Origin of the sequence: Ferrigenium kumadai, assembly GCF_018324385.1 — a bacterium.
In the GTDB taxonomy this organism is placed as follows: domain Bacteria; phylum Pseudomonadota; class Gammaproteobacteria; order Burkholderiales; family Gallionellaceae; genus Gallionella; species Gallionella kumadai.
On sequence record NZ_AP019536.1, the window covers coordinates 346707 to 364593 of the forward strand.

The 17887-nt window shown below is 57.4% G+C and carries 14 protein-coding genes, 2 tRNA genes and 3 rRNA genes; 13 read left to right on the plus strand and 6 right to left on the minus strand.

The window, feature by feature from the left end; all coding sequences use genetic code 11:
* The first annotated feature begins 46 nt into the window (after positions 1 to 46).
* The 7 genes from FGKAn22_RS01555 to xerD all read left to right on the plus strand — a co-directional run bounded on the left by FGKAn22_RS01555 (position 47) and on the right by xerD (position 4429).
* Positions 47 to 859 carry a cytochrome C assembly family protein gene (locus tag FGKAn22_RS01555; RefSeq protein ID WP_212786240.1) on the plus strand — a complete coding sequence of 271 codons (813 nt, stop codon included), beginning with the start codon at positions 47 to 49 and terminating at the stop codon, positions 857 to 859.
* Between the two features lie 138 nt (positions 860 to 997).
* Entirely contained in the window at positions 998 to 1252 is a 255-nt protein-coding gene (gene rpsP, locus FGKAn22_RS01560) for a 30S ribosomal protein S16 (RefSeq protein WP_212786241.1), read from the plus strand.
* Between the two features lie 13 nt (positions 1253 to 1265).
* Positions 1266 to 1766 carry a ribosome maturation factor RimM gene (gene rimM, locus FGKAn22_RS01565; RefSeq protein ID WP_212787121.1) on the plus strand — a complete coding sequence of 167 codons (501 nt, stop codon included), beginning with the start codon at positions 1266 to 1268 and terminating at the stop codon, positions 1764 to 1766.
* Complete coding sequence (gene trmD, locus FGKAn22_RS01570) at positions 1763 to 2533, plus strand: tRNA (guanosine(37)-N1)-methyltransferase TrmD (RefSeq protein ID WP_212786242.1); 771 nt, start codon at positions 1763 to 1765, stop codon at positions 2531 to 2533. The genes rimM and trmD overlap by 4 nt, the downstream gene beginning before the upstream one ends.
* A gap of 4 nt (positions 2534 to 2537) precedes the next feature.
* The gene (gene rplS / locus FGKAn22_RS01575; RefSeq protein WP_212786243.1) at positions 2538 to 2900 is read left to right on the plus strand and encodes a 50S ribosomal protein L19; all 363 of its coding nucleotides are present in this window, start codon (positions 2538 to 2540) and stop codon (positions 2898 to 2900) included.
* Positions 2901 to 2975: 75 nt separating this feature from the next.
* On the plus strand, positions 2976 to 3536 hold the full coding sequence (locus FGKAn22_RS01580; protein WP_212786244.1) for a methylated-DNA--[protein]-cysteine S-methyltransferase: 561 nt from the start codon (positions 2976 to 2978) through the stop codon (positions 3534 to 3536).
* Complete coding sequence (gene xerD, locus FGKAn22_RS01585; RefSeq protein WP_212786245.1) at positions 3533 to 4429, plus strand: site-specific tyrosine recombinase XerD; 897 nt, start codon at positions 3533 to 3535, stop codon at positions 4427 to 4429. The genes FGKAn22_RS01580 and xerD overlap by 4 nt, the downstream gene beginning before the upstream one ends.
* A gap of 387 nt (positions 4430 to 4816) precedes the next feature.
* Here xerD and folB read toward each other — a convergent pair whose 3' ends face one another.
* The gene (folB, locus tag FGKAn22_RS01590) at positions 4817 to 5173 is read right to left on the minus strand and encodes a dihydroneopterin aldolase (RefSeq protein ID WP_212786246.1); all 357 of its coding nucleotides are present in this window, start codon (positions 5171 to 5173) and stop codon (positions 4817 to 4819) included.
* A 178-nt stretch (positions 5174 to 5351) separates the two neighbouring features.
* Between folB and plsY the strand changes: the two genes are divergently transcribed.
* The gene (plsY, locus tag FGKAn22_RS01595; RefSeq protein WP_212786247.1) at positions 5352 to 5963 is read left to right on the plus strand and encodes a glycerol-3-phosphate 1-O-acyltransferase PlsY; all 612 of its coding nucleotides are present in this window, start codon (positions 5352 to 5354) and stop codon (positions 5961 to 5963) included.
* Positions 5964 to 5999: 36 nt separating this feature from the next.
* Here plsY and tsaD read toward each other — a convergent pair whose 3' ends face one another.
* A complete protein-coding gene (gene tsaD, locus FGKAn22_RS01600; RefSeq protein WP_212787122.1) occupies positions 6000 to 7016 on the minus strand; it encodes a tRNA (adenosine(37)-N6)-threonylcarbamoyltransferase complex transferase subunit TsaD in 1017 nt (338 codons plus the stop codon).
* A 489-nt stretch (positions 7017 to 7505) separates the two neighbouring features.
* Between tsaD and FGKAn22_RS01605 the strand changes: the two genes are divergently transcribed.
* The 5 genes from FGKAn22_RS01605 to rrf all read left to right on the plus strand — a co-directional run bounded on the left by FGKAn22_RS01605 (position 7506) and on the right by rrf (position 12753).
* A 16S ribosomal RNA gene (locus tag FGKAn22_RS01605) occupies positions 7506 to 9045 on the plus strand.
* Positions 9046 to 9143: 98 nt separating this feature from the next.
* A tRNA-Ile gene (locus FGKAn22_RS01610) sits at positions 9144 to 9220 on the plus strand.
* Between the two features lie 12 nt (positions 9221 to 9232).
* Positions 9233 to 9308 (plus strand) — tRNA-Ala (locus FGKAn22_RS01615).
* Between the two features lie 294 nt (positions 9309 to 9602).
* Positions 9603 to 12485 (plus strand): 23S ribosomal RNA (locus tag FGKAn22_RS01620).
* A 155-nt stretch (positions 12486 to 12640) separates the two neighbouring features.
* Positions 12641 to 12753 (plus strand): 5S ribosomal RNA (gene rrf / locus FGKAn22_RS01625).
* The 16S, 23S and 5S rRNA genes sit together here with 2 tRNA genes alongside, the layout of an rRNA operon.
* Positions 12754 to 13298: 545 nt before the next feature.
* On the opposite strand, the gene FGKAn22_RS01630 is transcribed toward rrf, so the two are convergent.
* From FGKAn22_RS01630 to gpmI, 4 genes are read right to left on the minus strand one after another with little or no spacing between them, the layout of a single operon-like run.
* Entirely contained in the window at positions 13299 to 13703 is a 405-nt protein-coding gene (locus FGKAn22_RS01630) for a hypothetical protein (RefSeq protein WP_212786248.1), read from the minus strand.
* Positions 13704 to 13724: 21 nt separating this feature from the next.
* Complete coding sequence (locus FGKAn22_RS01635) at positions 13725 to 15119, minus strand: S41 family peptidase (protein ID WP_212786249.1); 1395 nt, start codon at positions 15117 to 15119, stop codon at positions 13725 to 13727.
* 13 nt (positions 15120 to 15132) lie between these two features.
* Positions 15133 to 16308 (minus strand): murein hydrolase activator EnvC family protein, encoded by a 1176-nt coding sequence (locus FGKAn22_RS01640; RefSeq protein ID WP_246487433.1) that lies wholly within the window; start codon positions 16306 to 16308, stop codon positions 15133 to 15135.
* On the minus strand, positions 16305 to 17831 hold the full coding sequence (gpmI, locus tag FGKAn22_RS01645; protein WP_212786250.1) for a 2,3-bisphosphoglycerate-independent phosphoglycerate mutase: 1527 nt from the start codon (positions 17829 to 17831) through the stop codon (positions 16305 to 16307). The genes FGKAn22_RS01640 and gpmI overlap by 4 nt, the downstream gene beginning before the upstream one ends.
* Between the last annotated feature and the right edge of the window lie 56 nt (positions 17832 to 17887).

Sequence of the window (17887 nt, forward strand, 5' to 3'; positions counted from 1 at the left end):
TGCGTATGGTGTAGAATCCGCGAAGTCTAAAACATCCCGATAAAAAATGCCTAACGTTATCCTTTCCTGGCTGGCCTTCACTGTTTACGGCGTGCTTGCGGTCTATTTCTGGCATGCGCAGGTGCGCGGCAAGGGTGATGTGCTGAGCCGTTCCGCATTGGGTCACTGGGTGGTGCTCCCGCTGTCGCTGCACGGTTACCTGCTCGCACAGGATGTGTTCGCCGGGGGCGGATTCAACCTTAGTATGGTCAATGCGCTGTCGCTGATCGTCTGGCTGACCCTGCTGGTGTACTGGGTGGCGCGCTTCTTCTATCCCGTCGGCGGCTTGCAGGCGCTGGTGCTGCCGCTGGCCGCGGTGGCGGTGCTGTTGCCCGAAATCTTTCCGGCCGCGCACCAGCTGGAGAACACCGAACTGTTCGCGTTCAAGGCGCACATCGCTGCGGCGATGCTGGCCTACAGCCTGTTCACCATCGCCATGCTGCATGCGGTGCTGATCTCGCAGGTGGAAAAGCGCCTGCACCATGCGACGCTGCCTCGCGTGCTGCAGAACCTGCCGCCGCTGCTGACCATGGAGACGCTGCTGTTCCGCATGATCGGCATCGGCTTCGTGCTGCTGTCGCTGACGCTGGCTTCCGGGGTGATCTTCTCCGAGGAGATATTCGGCAAGGCATGGCAGTTCAATCACAAGGTGCTGTTCGGCTTCATCTCCTGGGGCGTGTTCGCCGTGCTGTTGTGGGGGCATCGCTTCCACGGCTGGCGCGGACGCATCGCCGTGCGCTGGACGGTGGGCGGGTTCGTGCTGCTGCTGCTGGCCTACCTCGGCAGCAAGTTCGTCCTCGAAGTGCTGCTGGGGCGCTAAGAGCGGGCAAGGGGTGCGAGGCATGAAGCCTGGAAATAGGCTCCAAACCCTTTGATTTCCTTGCGCTTGCTATAAGTTCAGGAATTGTCGTAAAATTCGCGCCCTTTTGCTGGGCTAACAACTTTAAATAGGTTTCATATGGTTATCATTCGTCTTTCCCGTGGCGGTTCCAAGAATCGTCCGTTCTACAACGTAGTCGTAGCCGATTCGCGCAATCGCCGCGATGGCCGCTTCATCGAACGCGTCGGTTTCTACAATTCGGTCGCTACGGAAAAACAAGAAGCACTGCGCCTGGACCTGGCACGCGTAGCTCATTGGCAAAGCAAGGGCGCGCAATTGAGCGAAGCCGTTGCCAAGCTGGTCAAGCGCGCCGGTGCAGCAGCACAAGCCTGATGACTCCAGCCCCATGGTGATCATGGGGCGCGTGGCATCCGCGCACGGCATCCGCGGCTGGGTCAAGATCCAGCCATTCACCGAGTATCTCGACAGTCTGCTGGACTACGATACTTGGTGGATAGGGCGGGAGCATGGCCCGTGGCGCGAGGTCAAGGTCGAACAAAGCGAAGTCCATAACAAGACGCTGGCAGCACTGCTGGCCGATTGCCCGGATCGCAATGCCGCCGAGAGGCTGAAAGGCCAGTTGATCGCGGTGCCGCGCAGTGAGTTGCCGGAGCAGGACGAAGACGAGTACTACTGGTCCGACCTGATAGGAATGTCGGTGGTGAACGAAGCAGGCGAGCGGCTGGGAACGGTGGCTAACCTGCTTGAGACCGGCGCGAACGACGTGTTGAGCGTCAAGGGCGACAGCGGCGAGATCCTGATTCCCTTCGTGGAAGCGGTGATCAAGCAGGTGGATCTGGAAAACAAGACCATCCTGGTGGACTGGTCGGCGGATTACCTGAAATGATCTTCGACGTCATCACGCTGTTCCCGCAGATGTTCGATGCGTTGACGCAATACGGCATCTCGCGGCGTGCGGCGGAGCAGGGCAAGTATGAGTTGAAGACGTGGAATCCGCGCGATTTCACGACCGACAACTACCGCACCATCGACGACCGCCCTTACGGCGGCGGCCCCGGGATGGTGATGCTGGGAGAGCCGCTGGCCGGCGCGATCAACGCGGCCAAACAGCGGCAGGCAGCCGGCGGCGCGAAGAAGAGCCGTGTGGTGTATATGTCGCCACAAGGCAGGCTGCTGACCCATGCGGTGGTCAAGGAGCTGGTGGCTCAGCAAGATGAAGGATTGATCCTGCTGGCGGGACGTTACGAAGGCATCGACGAGCGCCTGATCCGCCAGTATGTGGATGAAGAGATATCCATCGGCGACTACGTGTTGTCCGGTGGCGAGTTGGCGGCAATGGTGTTGATGGACAGTCTGGTGCGGCAGTTGCCCGGTGTATTGGGCGATGCCGATTCGGCGGAGCAGGATTCGTTCGTGCAAGGCCTGCTGGATTGCCCGCACTACACCCGCCCGGAAGTGTTTAATGGTGAAGCCGTGCCCCCGGTATTGTTGTCCGGCAATCATGCGGACATACAGCGCTGGCGGCTTCAGCAGTCGTTGGGCAGAACGTGGTTGCGCAGGCCGGATCTGTTGGCCAAGCGTGATTTGACAAAAGAGGAGTCTCGGCTTCTGGCACAGTTCCAGAAGGAACAAGACCCGATAACCAAGGAGTAATAAAGTGAATCTGATCGAACAACTGGAGCAGGAAGAAATCGCCCGTCTGGGCAAAACCATCCCGGTCTTCGCCCCCGGCGACACCGTGATCGTGAACGTGAACGTGGTCGAAGGCGAGCGCAAGCGCGTCCAGGCTTACGAAGGCGTGGTGATTGCCAAGCGCAATCGCGGCCTGAACTCTTCTTTCATCGTGCGCAAGATCTCCGCAGGTGAAGGCGTTGAGCGTACTTTCCAGACCTACGCACCCACCATCGCCAGCATCGAAGTGAAGCGCAAGGGCGCTGTGCGTCGCGCCAAGCTGTACTACCTGCGCGAGCGTTCGGGCAAGTCGGCACGTATCAAGGAAAAGCTGGCAGCACGCGGCTAAGCTGCACGCGGTTTTTCTGCTGCAAAGAAACGGGAGCTTCGGCTCCCGTTTTTATTTGTGCGCTATCATTCTCAAATGGAATATCAGGCGAAATTGAAAGTGCCGTTCGGCGTGCTGGGCATCCGCTGCACGGCGGACGCGCTCACCGGCATCGACTTCCTGCCGGCGGGCACGCCGCCGCAACCACCACGCGACGCTTTCAGCCGTAAGGTGTGCGAACAGCTGCAAGCCTATCTCGCCGATCCTGCCTTCCAATTCGATCTGCCGCTCCAGCTGAACGGCACGGCGCACAGGCTGAAAGTATGGCAGGCGATGCAGCGCATCCCGTCCGGCGCAACGCGCAGCTACGGCGAGCTTGCCGCCGAGCTTCACTCCGGCGCGCAAGCTGTGGGCCAGGCCTGCGGCGCGAATCCCATCCCCATCGTTGTTCCGTGCCACCGCGTCGTCGGCAAGTCGGGCCTCGGCGGCTTCATGCGGCATGGCAGCGGCGAATCGCTGGACATCAAGCGCTGGCTGCTGGCGCATGAGCGCGCCACTCCCTCTTCCTTGCAGGGAGAGGGCTGGGGAGAGGGCAGAAGCGAGAAAGCCCCTCTCCCCCACCCCTCTCCCACAAGTGGGCGAGGGGAGAAGAAATGAACAACGCCGAACTGCTCGACGAATTCTGCGACAACCTGTGGCTGGAAGACGGCCTGTCGCGCAACACGCTGGACAGCTACCGTCGTGACCTGCGCAAGTTCGCCGCTTGGCTGGAGAAGCAGCGCGACGCTACCATTCTGCTTGCCACTCATGCCGACATCCAGGGCTACCTAGCCCATCTGGTTGCGAAGCAGAAGGCCAAACCGAGCAGCACCAGCCGCAACATCTCCAGCCTCAAGCGCCTGTTCCGCTACCTGTTGCGGCAGGGCAAGATCGACGCCGACCCGACGCTGCAGATCGACGCGCCCAAGTTGCCGCGCAATCTGCCCAAGAGCCTCACCGAACAGGACGTCGAGCAGCTGCTCGATGCGCCGGACCTGCAAACGCCGCTCGGCCTGCGCGACCGCACCATGCTCGAGGTGCTGTACGCCTCCGGCCTGCGCGTGTCGGAGCTGGTGACGCTGCGCATCGCGCAGGTGAGCATGGATATGGGCGTGGTGCGTGTGATGGGCAAAGGCAGCAAGGAGCGCCTCGTTCCGCTGGGCGAAGAGGCGCTGGACTGGCTGCGCCGCTACCTCGCCGAAGGGCGGCCCGTGCTGCTCGCGGGCAGGGTGAGCGATGCGCTGTTCGTCACCGCCCGCGGCGAGGGCATGACGCGTCAGATGTTCTGGTACTTGATCAAGAAACACGCGAAGACAGGCGGCCTGCACAAGCCGCTGTCGCCGCACACGCTGCGCCACGCTTTCGCCACCCACCTGCTGAACCATGGTGCGGATTTGCGCGTGGTGCAGATGTTATTGGGGCATTCGGATATCTCGACGACACAAATCTATACGCATGTGGCGCGGGAGCGGTTGAAGCAGTTGCATGCGCAGCATCATCCGAGAGGGTGACTTGTAGGGGCGGGTTTCAAACCCGCCCGTATCGCGCATCAACTCGCTACAACATAAAACTGCCGGGGGTTGCCCGGCAGCAAGTTACCTTTCTTGTCTTGCCAAGAAAGGTAACCGAAAGAAGGCGCCCCCGGTTTGCCGCCGCTGCGCGGTTCCCTGCGTTGCTCGACTGGTCAGGCGGCTGCGGAACTCGCGCTACGCGCTCAGACAGTCCTCGCCGACTACCCCTGACCAGCCTGCGCTACTCGGCGGCGCAAGGGAAATGGGCGGTGTGCAAATAGTTAGAGAATTAAGTGCGGTTTGCAAGTTGTTGAAAGATTAGTTCTGGCTTGCCACGGAGGCGATATGGGTCAGCCCCTTCAAATTAAGTCGGCGATGTAGGTGGCATTATTTTATTTGCCCGCGCTCGATACTAATCCCCACCATCCTGCTCCCCCGTATCGCCTGCAGCTTGGCGACGCTGACCTTGGCCCAGGGGGCCTTGAAGTCTTTCAGGATAATTTGGGCGATGTGTTCGGCCAGCGCTTCGAGCAGGTTGAAGTGGCGGGCGGCGAGTTCGGCCTGGATGCGGCGCACGATGTCGGCGTAGTTGAGCGCGTCCTTGATGTCGTCGGTTGCGCAGGCGCGGCTGTCGGGCAGGGCGATGTCGAGGTCGATCTGCAGGGTTTGCGGCACCTGCTTTTCCCATTCGTAGACGCCGATGAGGGTTTCGACTTTGAGTTCGCGCAGAAAGATGATGTCCATGTGATAGTCCGTTGCGCCGTTCGTTCTTCGATACCTCGTCACGAACGGCAAATTCGTACAGCCCGTTGTAGGGGCATCCGTTCGCCCGGTGGTATCGAGGAGTGAGCGGAAGGGTGGTGCGTTGGTTGTGCCGGCGTATTCAAGTAGAATCCGCCGCTCGCATTTTAAGGTATTCCAGATGATGACCCTAGTTTTTGTTGTGTGCGCCTACCTGTTGGGTTCAGTTTCTTTCGCGGTGTTGATGAGCAAGGCGTTCGGCCTGGCCGACCCGCGCACCTACGGCTCCGGCAACCCCGGTGCGACCAATGTGCTGCGCAGCGGCAAGAAGATCGCTGCCGCGCTGACGCTGCTGGGCGATGCGGCCAAGGGCTGGATCGCGGTGGTGCTGGCGATCATGTTCGGGGCGCATAGCGCCCAAGGCGTGACGACCATTGCGCTGGTGGCGCTGGCGGTGTTCCTCGGCCACCTGTTCCCCGTGTTCCTCAAGTTCAAGGGGGGCAAGGGTGTGGCAACGGCGCTGGGCGTGCTGCTGGCGCTGAATGTCTGGCTGGGCTTGGCGGCGCTGGGGACCTGGCTGGTGATCGCGCTGGTGTTCCGCCTGTCGTCGCTGGCTGCGCTGGTGGCCTCCATCGGCGTGCCGGTCTACGCGATGGTGCTGGGCTTGCCGCGTGAGTGGGTGCTGGCATCGGCCATCATGTCGCTGCTGCTGATCTGGCGGCACAAGAGCAACATCCAGAACCTGCTGGCCGGCAAGGAAAGCCGGATCGGCTCCAAAAAGACCGCCCAGTAACCTCACGTCATCCCCGCTCTCGCGGGGGACGGTAGCCTATTTGATACACATCTCCTGCAGGTCCCAGCGCGGCTTCACGTCGAAGCGGTAATCCTTGCGGCCCTGGTGTTGCGCGAGGCGCAGGGCGCCGGCGAAGGCGATCATTGCGCCGTTGTCGGTGCAGAACTGCAGGTCGGGGTAGAACACCTTGCCGCCGCGCTTGCCGATATCCTTGCTCAGGCGCTGACGCAGCAGCTGGTTGGCGCCGACCCCCCCTGCTACCACCAGTTGGCTCAGGCCGGTCTGCGCCAATGCTGCGCGCGCCTTGTATGCCAGTACGTCGATGATGGCTTCCTGTGTCGCGCAGGCGATGTCGGCGCGCGTCTGGTCGTCGACTTCGTGCTGTTTGGTCAGGGTCAGTACGGCCGTCTTTAATCCGCTGAAGCTGAAGTCGAGGTCGCCGCTGTGCAGCATCGGGCGCGGCAGCTTGAAGCGGTCGGGGTTGCCCTGTGCGGCGAGTTTTGAGAGTGCGGGGCCGCCGGGATAGCCGAGGCCGAGCAGCTTGGCGCTCTTGTCGAAGGCTTCGCCCGCGGCATCGTCCAGCGTCTCTCCCAATAAGGTGTAGCGGCCCACGTCATCCACTCGCATCAACTGCGTATGTCCGCCGGATACTAATAATGCGACAAAGGGGAAATAGGGCGCAGGATCGGACAGTAAAGGCGAGAGCAGGTGGCCCTCCAGGTGGTGGATGCCGATGGTGGGGATGTCGAGCGCATAAGCCAACGCATTCGCCACGCTGGCACCGACCAATAGTGCGCCCCCCAGGCCGGGGCCTTGCGTGTAGGCGATGGCATCGACCTGTTCCAGCGACACCTCGGCTTCGCTCAACACTTGTCGCACCAGTGGGATGACGCGCTGCACGTGATCTCGCGACGCGAGCTCGGGGACGACGCCGCCGTATTCGCTGTGCATGGCGATCTGCGTGTGCAGGGCATGGGCCAGCAATCCGCGCCCCATTTGATACAGGGCGACGCCGGTTTCATCGCAGGATGATTCAATTCCAAGTGTAATCAATGACATTTATAGCCTTTCAGACGAGGCCGCATTGTAGTGAATAATGGGATAGAGCAGGTCGACTGGAATTAATTACGTAAATATTTCACAAATGTGTTGACGTGATTTTTTTGCTCCCTATAATGCGCACCTCTTCGCTGCGGCGGGGTTGAAACGAAGCGAAATGTATTTAAATTCGCTTAACTCTCATTCAAATGATTGCGTTTCCCCGGCTTCGGTGTCGGATGTAAGAAGTTCGAAATTAAAGTTGACAGCAAGTTTTTAGTCACTATAATGCGCACCTCTTCGCTGCCACGGCAGCTGCTCTTTAAAAGTTAAACAAACAACCGACGAGTGTAGGTGCTTGGTTTTTGGGAAGTTTCGAAGGTCCTTGAGGCTGACGAAACGACTTTAAAAATATAGTAGTACTTACGCAAAGTCGAAAAGAATCATGTCAATGATTCACTTTGAGTAAGACCAGATTCTTAAATGAATCAAGTAACAGGAATTGAACTGAAGAGTTTGATCCTGGCTCAGATTGAACGCTGGCGGCATGCTTTACACATGCAAGTCGAACGGCAGCACGGGTGCTTGCACCTGGTGGCGAGTGGCGAACGGGTGAGTAATATATCGGAACATGTCCGGAAGTGGGGGATAACGTAGCGAAAGTTACGCTAATACCGCATATGCCCTGAGGGGGAAAGGGGGGGATCGTAAGACCTCTCGCTTTCGGAGTGGCCGATATCGGATTAGCTAGTTGGTGAGGTAAAAGCTCACCAAGGCGACGATCCGTAGCGGGTCTGAGAGGATGATCCGCCACACTGGGACTGAGACACGGCCCAGACTCCTACGGGAGGCAGCAGTGGGGAATTTTGGACAATGGGCGCAAGCCTGATCCAGCCATGCCGCGTGAGTGAAGAAGGCCTTCGGGTTGTAAAGCTCTTTCAGCTGGAAAGAAAACGTATCTATTAATACTAGATGCGGATGACGGTACCAGCAGAAGAAGCACCGGCTAACTACGTGCCAGCAGCCGCGGTAATACGTAGGGTGCGAGCGTTAATCGGAATTACTGGGCGTAAAGCGTGCGCAGGCGGCTTTTTAAGCCAGATGTGAAATCCCCGGGCTTAACCTGGGAACTGCATTTGGAACTGGAAGGCTAGAGTGTAGCAGAGGGGGGTAGAATTCCACGTGTAGCAGTGAAATGCGTAGAGATGTGGAGGAATACCGATGGCGAAGGCAGCCCCCTGGGCTAACACTGACGCTCATGCACGAAAGCGTGGGGAGCAAACAGGATTAGATACCCTGGTAGTCCACGCCCTAAACGATGTCAACTAGGTGTTGGGGAAGGAGACTTCTTTAGTACCGCAGCTAACGCGTGAAGTTGACCGCCTGGGGAGTACGGTCGCAAGATTAAAACTCAAAGGAATTGACGGGGACCCGCACAAGCGGTGGATTATGTGGATTAATTCGATGCAACGCGAAAAACCTTACCTACCCTTGACATGCCAGGAAGATCGCAGAGATGTGATTGTGCCCGAAAGGGAACCTGGACACAGGTGCTGCATGGCTGTCGTCAGCTCGTGTCGTGAGATGTTGGGTTAAGTCCCGCAACGAGCGCAACCCTTGTCATTAATTGCCATCATTCAGTTGGGCACTTTAATGAGACTGCCGGTGATAAACCGGAGGAAGGTGGGGATGACGTCAAGTCCTCATGGCCCTTATGGGTAGGGCTTCACACGTAATACAATGGTCGGTACAGAGGGTTGCCAACCCGCGAGGGGGAGCTAATCTCAGAAAGCCGATCGTAGTCCGGATTGTTCTCTGCAACTCGAGAGCATGAAGTCGGAATCGCTAGTAATCGCGGATCAGCATGTCGCGGTGAATACGTTCCCGGGTCTTGTACACACCGCCCGTCACACCATGGGAGTGGAATCTGGCAGAAGTAGGTAGCCTAACCGTAAGGAGGGCGCTTACCACGCTGGGTTTCATGACTGGGGTGAAGTCGTAACAAGGTAGCCGTATCGGAAGGTGCGGCTGGATCACCTCCTTTCTAGAGATATCCAGGACTGAGTGCCTACACTCATCGGTTGTTTAACAAGGTAACGAGCTGGTAAGGGCTTAGGCTCGAAGCAGGCTCGAAGTAAGTTTGGGTCTGTAGCTCAGCTGGTTAGAGCACCGTGTTGATAACGCGGGGGTCGTTGGTTCGAGTCCAACCAGACCCACCAGAGTAGTAAAACGGGGGTTTAGCTCAGCTGGGAGAGCACCTGCTTTGCAAGCAGGGGGTCGTCGGTTCGATCCCGTCAACCTCCACCAATACCTTGTTTTAGTCATTAGTCGCTAGTTTTTAGAGATGCAGCCGCAACTGCATTGGAATTCTGAGAGCTACCGACTAACGTCTAACGACGAAAGTTTGATCTTTAAAAATTTGGAAGAAGTAAAGAAAGTGATTCTCACTGAAACGAGGATGGGCAACCGTCTGAGTGGAAGTGGAAAAACTAAATGGGTTTTTGATTGTATCAAGTCGATTCATGCTAGTCGTATGAATCGGACACAAATGCGAAACACCTATGGCGCTTCGATCGAAAGGTCGAGGGCTTAACGTTATAGGGTCAAGCGAATAAGTGCATGTGGTGGATGCCTTGGCGATTACAGGCGATGAAAGACGTGTTAGCCTGCGAAAAGCTACGGGGAGCTGGCAAAAAGCTTTGATCCGTAGATCTCTGAATGGGGAAACCCGGCCCTTTGGGTCATTCCCTGCTGAATACATAGGCAGGGTAAAGCGAACCCGGCGAACTGAAACATCTAAGTAGCCGGAGGAAAAGAAATCAACCGAGATTCCGTAAGTAGTGGCGAGCGAACGCGGAAGAGCCTGCAAACTTTAGCTTCTGTATTAGAAGAACAGTCTGGAAAGTCTGGCCATAGTGGGTGATAGCCCCGTAAGCGAAAATACAGGAGTGGAACTAGGTTTGGAACAAGTAGGGCGGGGCACGAGAAACCCTGTCTGAACATGGGGGGACCATCCTCCAAGGCTAAATACTCGTAATCGACCGATAGTGAACCAGTACCGTGAGGGAAAGGCGAAAAGAACCCCGGAAGGGGAGTGAAATAGAACCTGAAACCGCATGCATACAAACAGTGGGAGCCCGCAAGGGTGACTGCGTACCTTTTGTATAATGGGTCAGCGACTTACGTTCAGTAGCGAGCTTAACCGAATAGGGGAGGCGTAGGGAAACCGAGTCTGATAAGGGCGATAGTTGCTGGGCGTAGACCCGAAACCAGATGATCTATCCATGGCCAGGATGAAGGTTGGGTAAAACCAACTGGAGGTCCGAACCCACTAACGTTGAAAAGTTAGGGGATGAGCTGTGGATAGGGGTGAAAGGCTAAACAAATCTGGAAATAGCTGGTTCTCTCCGAAAACTATTTAGGTAGTACCTCATGTATCACTCTCGGGGGTAGAGCACTGTTATGGCTAGGGGTCTATTGCTGATTACCAAACCATTGCAAACTCCGAATACCGAGAAGTGCGAGCATGGGAGACAGACATCGGGTGCTAACGTCCGGTGTCAAGAGGGAAACAACCCAGACCGCCAGCTAAGGTCCCCAAGACACAGTTAAGTGGAAAACGAAGTGGGAAGGCTAAAACAGTCAGGAGGTTGGCTTAGAAGCAGCCATCCTTTAAAGAAAGCGTAATAGCTCACTGATCGAGTCGTCCTGCGCGGAAGATGTAACGGGGCTCAAACTGTGCACCGAAGCTGCGGATATGTACTTTGTACATATGGTAGGAGAGCGTTCTGTAGGCCTGCGAAGGTGTCTCGTGAGGGATGCTGGAGGTATCAGAAGTGCGAATGCTGACATGAGTAGCGATAAAGGGAGTGAAAGGCTCCCTCGCCGAAAGCCCAAGGTTTCCTGCGCAACGTTCATCGGCGCAGGGTGAGTCGGCCCCTAAGGCGAGGCTGAAAAGCGTAGTCGATGGGAAACAGGTTAATATTCCTGTACCTCAATATAATGCGATGTGGGGACGGAGAAGGTTAAGCAAGCTAGGTGTTGGACGTCCTAGTTCAAGCGTGTAGGGAGATCTCTTAGGCAAATCCGGGAGGTCAATTCTGAGGCGTGATAACGAGCGGCCTTGTGCTGCGAAGTTGCTGATACCAAGCTTCCAAGAAAAGCCACTAAGCTTCAGTTATATTGGGACCGTACCGCAAACCGACACAGGTGGGCAGGATGAGAATTCTAAGGCGCTTGAGAGAACTCGGGTGAAGGAACTCGGCAAATTAGCACCGTAACTTCGGGAGAAGGTGCGCCCCGGTAGGTTGTAGTCCCTCGCGGACGAAGGCCGATGGGGTTGCAGTGAAATGGTGGCTGCGACTGTTTAATAAAAACACAGCACTCTGCAAACACGAAAGTGGACGTATAGAGTGTGACGCCTGCCCGGTGCTGGAAGATTAAATGATGGGGTGCAAGCTCTTGATTGAAGTCCCAGTAAACGGCGGCCGTAACTATAACGGTCCTAAGGTAGCGAAATTCCTTGTCGGGTAAGTTCCGACCTGCACGAATGGCGTAACGATGGCCACACTGTCTCCACCCGAGACTCAGCGAAGTTGAAATGTTTGTGAAGATGCAATCTACCCGCGGCTAGACGGAAAGACCCCATGAACCTTTACTGTAGCTTTGCATTGGACTTTGATGGGACCTGTGTAGGATAGCTGGGAGGCTTTGAAGCGGTGACGCCAGTCATCGTGGAGCCGACGTTGAAATACCAGCCTGGTGTCATTGAGGTTCTAACCTAGACCCCTTATCGGGGTTGGGGACCGTGCATGGTAGGCAGTTTGACTGGGGCGGTCTCCTCCCAAATTGTAACGGAGGAGTACGAAGGTATCCTAGGTACGGTCGGACATCGTACTGATAGTGCAATGGCAAAAGGATGCTTAACTGCGAGACTGACAAGTCGAGCAGATACGAAAGTAGGTCATAGTGATCCGGTGGTTCTGTATGGAAGGGCCATCGCTCAACGGATAAAAGGTACTCTGGGGATAACAGGCTGATTCCTCCCAAGAGTTCATATCGACGGGGGAGTTTGGCACCTCGATGTCGGCTCATCACATCCTGGGGCTGTAGCCGGTCCCAAGGGTATGGCTGTTCGCCATTTAAAGTGGTACGTGAGCTGGGTTTAAAACGTCGTGAGACAGTTTGGTCCCTATCTGCCGTGGGCGTTGGAAATTTGAAGGGACCTGCTCCTAGTACGAGAGGACCGGAGTGGACGAATCTCTGGTGTACCGGTTATCACGCCAGTGGTATTGCCGGGTAGCTAAATTCGGAAGAGATAACCGCTGAAAGCATCTAAGCGGGAAACTCGCCTTGAGATAAGATTTCCCTGGGGGCTTGACCCCCCTGAAGGGTCGTTCGAGACCAGGACGTTGATAGGCTGGGTGTGGAAGCGCAGTAATGCGTTAAGCTAACCAGTACTAATTGCCCGTGAGGCTTGATCCTATAACGTTAAGTAACAAAGGCGTTTCGCAACGCACAATCAAAGACACAGAAACTTTACTTCTTCCAGATACGGTTCAGCGCAAGAGCCTCAAAACTCAACCGATGAACCACAGACATGGCAGGCGACAGAACACCGTCGATTGCCGAACAGTTTGTCTGACGACCATAGCGAGTTGGTCCCACTCCTTCCCATCCCGAACAGGACAGTGAAACGACTCCGCGCCGATGATAGTGTGGATTCCCATGTGAAAGTAGGTCATCGTCAGACTCCTTACAAACAGAAAACCCTCAGGTACCCCCTGAGGGTTTTTTGTTTGTGGGTTTGAAAATGGACCTACTTGAGGTTGTGACCATACGCTCGCAACGCGAGCTTCTTGCGGTGAAGACTCATATCGGCGTAGCCGAGTGAGGTCGCACCACAACACGCCGCGTAGCAGCTTGTTGCGGCGAACACTAACTTGCGCAGCAAGTGTGGCAGCCAAAGTAGGTCATCCCTTCGATAAACTCAGGACATGCTTCGACAAGCTCAGGACAGGCGTCAGCCTCCTTGCAAAGCAAACGCCCCGCCAGAAATGGTGGGGCGTTTCGCTTTTGCGCTGCGGAAATCTAGAGGCTGGAACGCAGGGGCTAGACGCGCGCGAAGTGAGCTTATCGCGGCATAGGCATAATGCTAATGCGACCTGGCCACCAAAGTGGGGCGTCTCAGACCCATTAGAAACAACGGCCCCTAGAAAGCCCAACCAAGCCATCGGGCTCACGCAAATAAAAAGCCCCGCCAGTGTGACGGGGCTACTTTGTTTCCGATGCGTTGCTTTATTTGTATTCGCGCAGTTCGGGCGGAATGTCGTCGTGGTCGCCATGGGGCTGCTGATCGTACGCCTTCATGAAGACTTCACGCTCGTTCTTCTTGGTCGGATGTACCGGGATCTCCATGTTATGGCAGGTGGTGTCTTCGCAGTAGTAGATGACCTTGCGTCCTATACTGTGCAGCAGACTGTGATCCAGGTGGAAGCCCTCCTCGATCAATGCATTCTCCAGCCCTTCGAGCGTGTAGTCGCGCAAGTTGTAGCTGACCTGAAGGGTATGCGGACCGTCGCCATACGCGACCTTGCAGTTCGGAAGGCCGGACAGGAGCAGGTAAGCCTGTTCGAGTTGTTCCGGGTGCCCGTCACTGAATACGATGTCGCGCTGTTTATCCAATTCGAATGGGTTGATCATATTGGCCTCGCTTTGAACTGGTTACTTCCCTTGCAGTATCCGCATCCCCTTGAGCAGGTTCAGGGCCTGGGTAAGCTGATAGTCGTTTTTCGAACCGAACTCAGCAGGGGCGGTTTTCGCCGCATCCCCCTTGTTGTCCGGTGCGGGCTGGACTTTCTTGCTGGTGGTATCCGGTTTATCCTCAGCTTCCTTGCCATTGGCCAGATGCTTGTCCAGATCGGCTTCGCGCAGGCGGAACGCGCTATCCAGGGCCGCCGTGGATGGATCTTCGACCAGGATATCCGGCACGATGCCCTTGGCCTGGATAGAGCGGCCCCCCGGTGTGTAATAGCGCGCGGTGGTCAGCTTGATGGCAGTGTTATTGCCCAGTGGCAGCACGGTTTGTACCGAGCCCTTACCAAAGGTCTGCGTTCCCATGATGACCGCGCGCTTGTGGTCCTGCAGCGCGCCGGCAACGATCTCGGAGGCCGAGGCCGAGCCGCCGTTAACCAGCACGACCAGTGGCACGCTCTTGATGTAATCCGGCAGATTCTTCAGATAGTCCTCCTTGCCGTTGCCGCGCAGATAGTTTTCTGGGCTGGCGGTCAGACGCATCCTGGCATCATCGGTACGGCCCTCGGTGTAAACGACCAAAGCGTCCTTGGCCAGGAATGCGGAAGAAACGCCAACGGCTCCGGTCAACAGGCCACCCGGGTCATTGCGCAGGTCAAGCACAAGGCCCTTGAGCGGAGCTTGATTCTGCTTGGTCAGATTTTCCAGCGCAGAGGCGAGGTTCTCGCCCGTGTGTTCCTGGAATTGTGTGATGCGAACGAAACCATAACCCGGCTCAGCCAGCTTGGACTTCACGCTCTGCACCTTGATGACCGCGCGCACCAGGGTGATGGTCAGCGGCTTGGGCTCGTCCTTGCGGATGATGGTCAGTACGATCTTGCTGCCGGGTTTACCGCGCATGCGCTTGACTGCGTCATTCAGGGACATGCCCTTGACCAGCGTATCGTCGAGCTTGACGATCAGGTCGCCGCTCTTGATGCCGGCATGGTAGGCGGGAGTGTCCTCGATCGGAGAAACCACCTTCACCAGGCCATCTTCCATGCCCACTTCGATACCTAGGCCGCCGAATTCGCCCTGGGTACCGACCTGAAGTTCCTTGAAGGCTTCGGCGTCGAGGTAGGCGGAGTGCGGGTCCAACCCGCTCAACATGCCATTGATGGCTTCGTTGATCAGTTTCTTGTCGGTGACAGGCTCGACATAGTCGCTCTTGATGCGTCCGAATACCTCGGAGAAGGCGCGCAATTCCTCAACAGGCAGCGGCGTGGCGACGGTTGCCTTTTCGGCCAGCGCAGCGAAATGCAGGCTGATCGCTACGCCCGCGACCAGACCGATACCAACCAACCCTGTTTTTTCCAGAAGACGCATAGTTTCCTCAAAGTTATTTCAACGCCAGCCATTTCATTGGATCGAGCGGCTTACTCTCGTGACGCAGTTCAAAGTATAAACCGGAATCCTCATTGCCGCCGCTGTTCCCAACCGCGGCGATGGTGTCGCCGCCATGCAGCACGTCACCGACCTGTTTGTATAGCGTCTCATTGTTGCCGTACAGGCTCATGTAGCCCTTGCCGTGATCGACGATGAGCAGGTTGCCGAAGCCTCGCAGCCAGTCGGCGAATACCACTCGCCCTGCTGCAACTGCTTTGACGGCCTGGCCGCTGGAAGTTCTCAGGAATAATCCCTTCCACAGCACGGTGCTGTCGGGGCGCGGCGTGCCGAATCGGTTGGTGACTTCGCCTTTGACCGGGAAAGCCAGTTTGCCTCGCAACTGTTCGAACGGGCTGCCGTCGAAGCGGTTATCCGGCAGGTTATCGTTGCGGAACAGTGACCGGGACTTGGGCTGCGCCAGCATTCTGGTCAGTCTGTCGACCAACTGCGCCAGGCGGTTCTCGTCGCGGTGCAGGCGGTTGATCTCTCGTCGTTGCTGGCGTAGTTGCTGCGAGAGCTTGCCCATCATCTGTTGCCGTGCGCGCTGTTCTTTTTCCAGCGTTTTCTTTTGTGCAGCTTGCTCGGCGTGCAACGATTCCAGCGCGCTGCGCTGCTCGCGCGTGGCGAGACTGACGGCATTCAGCTCGGCAAGGTCTGTGCGCAGGCCTGCAAGCCATGTGGCCCGGCTCCGGGCGATGTACTGGTAATACAGCAGGTCGCGTGCTGCCTGATTGGGATCCTGATTGTTCAGCAGCATTTTCAGGTATTCCTGCTTGCCGCCCAGGTACTGCTGATACAGCAGCTTGCCGAGCAAGGTCTGCTGGCTTTCAAGGCTGCCGCTCAGTTGATGTTCACGGGATTGCAATTCGACCAGCCGCTGGTCGGCGATGCGTTGCTGGGTGGACAGTTCGGCGAGCTTGCGGTTGCTGTCACTGATCGCCCGTTCGGATTCGCGCAGTGCATCAGCTGCTTCTGACTTCGACTCGCTGGTCTTGTCCATTTCGCGCTGCATGGCGCTGATGCGCTTGCGCAGGTTCTCCAGCTCCTCCTCCTGCTGGCTGGCCTGCGCCGTGCCGACCAGGGGCAGCGCACACAAGGCCAGCGACAGGAGACGCGTATGCGGAATCACTGCAGTTGGATCAGGCTGCGTCCGGTCATTTCAGGCGGTTGCGGCAGGCCCATCATGGTCAACAGGCTGGGGGCGATGTCGCGCAGTGCGCCCCCATCGACCATCCGCGCCTTGCGGCCGACGTAGAGGAACGGTACCTGGTTCAGCGTGTGCGCGGTATGCGCCTGGTGGGTGGTGCGGTCCAGCATCTGTTCGGCGTTGCCGTGGTCGGCGGTGAGGATGACCTCGCCGCCGATGGATTGCATCGCTTTGACTACGCGGCCGATGCAGATGTCGAGGGCCTCGATCGCCTTGGTGGCTGCCTCCATGTTGCCGCTATGGCCTACCATGTCGCCGTTGGCATAGTTGCAGATGATGGCGTGGTATTGGCGGCTGAGAATCGCGGCCTCCAGCTTGTCGGTCACCTCGAATGCGCTCATCTCCGGTTTCAGGTCATATGTCGCGACCTTGGGCGACGGCACCAGGATGCGGTCTTCGCCGGAATAGGGTTGTTCCTTGCCGCCGCTGAAGAAGTAGGTGACGTGCGCGTATTTTTCGGTCTCGGCGATGCGCAGTTGTTTCAGTCCGAGGTTGGAAATGTATTCGCCGAAGCCGTTGTGGATGGATTCGGGGGCATAGGCGCAGGTCAGGTAGCTGAAGTCCTCGCCGTAGCTGCTCAACGTGACGAAGGCGGACAACTTCGGGAAGTGCGCTCGCGCGAAACCGGTAAATGCCTCGTCCGTCAGGGCGCGCGTCAGTTCGCGGGCACGGTCGGCACGGAAGTTCATGAACACCGCGGCATCGCCGTCCTGCATGCCCGTGCCCGCAATTGCGGTCGGCTTGACGAATTCGTCGGTCTCGCCCCGCGCATAGGCCTGCTCAAGCGCGGTCAGCGCGTCAGCTGCATGGAATTCGGCTCGGCCTTCCGTGAGCAACTCATATGCAGGTTGCACACGCTCCCAGCGGTTGTCGCGGTCCATGGCGTAGAAACGTCCGACCACGCTGGCGATGCGACCGACGCCCAGCGAGTCACACTTGTCCTGCAACAGTTTCAACGATTGGGCGGCGCTCTTGGGCGGCGTGTCGCGACCGTCTAGGAATGCGTGCAGGTGGACCTTTTTCAGCCCGTTGCGTGCGGCCATGTCCAGCATGGCGAGGACGTGATTCTCGTGGCTGTGAACCCCGCCTGGCGACAATAGTCCCATGACGTGCAGGGTGCTGTCGTTTTGCTTGGCTTTGGCGACGGCGGCGCTCAGTGCCGGGTTGGTGTAGAAGCTTCCGTCCTCGATGGCGACATCCACGCGGCTGAGTTCCTGGTACACCACGCGTCCGGCGCCGATGTTGAGGTGCCCCACCTCGGAATTGCCCATTTGCTCGGAAGGCAGGCCGACATGTTTCTCGGAGGCGTCGATCAGGGTGTGGGGGTAATCGCGCCAGAGGGTATCCCAGTTGGGTTTGCGCGCCGCCAGAATGGCGTTGGAATCGGCATCTTCACGGTAGCCGAAACCGTCCAGGATCAGCAGTAAGACAGGAGTGACATTCATTGGATAGAATATAAGCGGATGATGATTTGTGCAGGCGCGTATTTTAGCCGAATTCG

What these genes read in the sequence shown, in the direction of transcription:
- FGKAn22_RS01555 (WP_212786240.1), top strand. Translation starts at nt 47, where the DNA reads ATGCCTAACGTTATCCTTTCCTGGCTGGCCTTCACTGTTTACGGCGTG.
- rpsP (WP_212786241.1), top strand. Translation starts at nt 998, where the DNA reads ATGGTTATCATTCGTCTTTCCCGTGGCGGTTCCAAGAATCGTCCGTTC.
- rimM (WP_212787121.1), top strand. Translation starts at nt 1,266, where the DNA reads ATGGTGATCATGGGGCGCGTGGCATCCGCGCACGGCATCCGCGGCTGG.
- trmD (WP_212786242.1), top strand. Translation starts at nt 1,763, where the DNA reads ATGATCTTCGACGTCATCACGCTGTTCCCGCAGATGTTCGATGCGTTG.
- FGKAn22_RS01580 (WP_212786244.1), top strand. Translation starts at nt 2,976, where the DNA reads ATGGAATATCAGGCGAAATTGAAAGTGCCGTTCGGCGTGCTGGGCATC.
- xerD (WP_212786245.1), top strand. Translation starts at nt 3,533, where the DNA reads ATGAACAACGCCGAACTGCTCGACGAATTCTGCGACAACCTGTGGCTG.
- folB (WP_212786246.1), bottom strand. Translation starts at nt 5,173, where the DNA reads ATGGACATCATCTTTCTGCGCGAACTCAAAGTCGAAACCCTCATCGGC.
- plsY (WP_212786247.1), top strand. Translation starts at nt 5,352, where the DNA reads ATGATGACCCTAGTTTTTGTTGTGTGCGCCTACCTGTTGGGTTCAGTT.
- FGKAn22_RS01630 (WP_212786248.1), bottom strand. Translation starts at nt 13,703, where the DNA reads ATGATCAACCCATTCGAATTGGATAAACAGCGCGACATCGTATTCAGT.
- FGKAn22_RS01635 (WP_212786249.1), bottom strand. Translation starts at nt 15,119, where the DNA reads ATGCGTCTTCTGGAAAAAACAGGGTTGGTTGGTATCGGTCTGGTCGCG.
- gpmI (WP_212786250.1), bottom strand. Translation starts at nt 17,831, where the DNA reads ATGAATGTCACTCCTGTCTTACTGCTGATCCTGGACGGTTTCGGCTAC.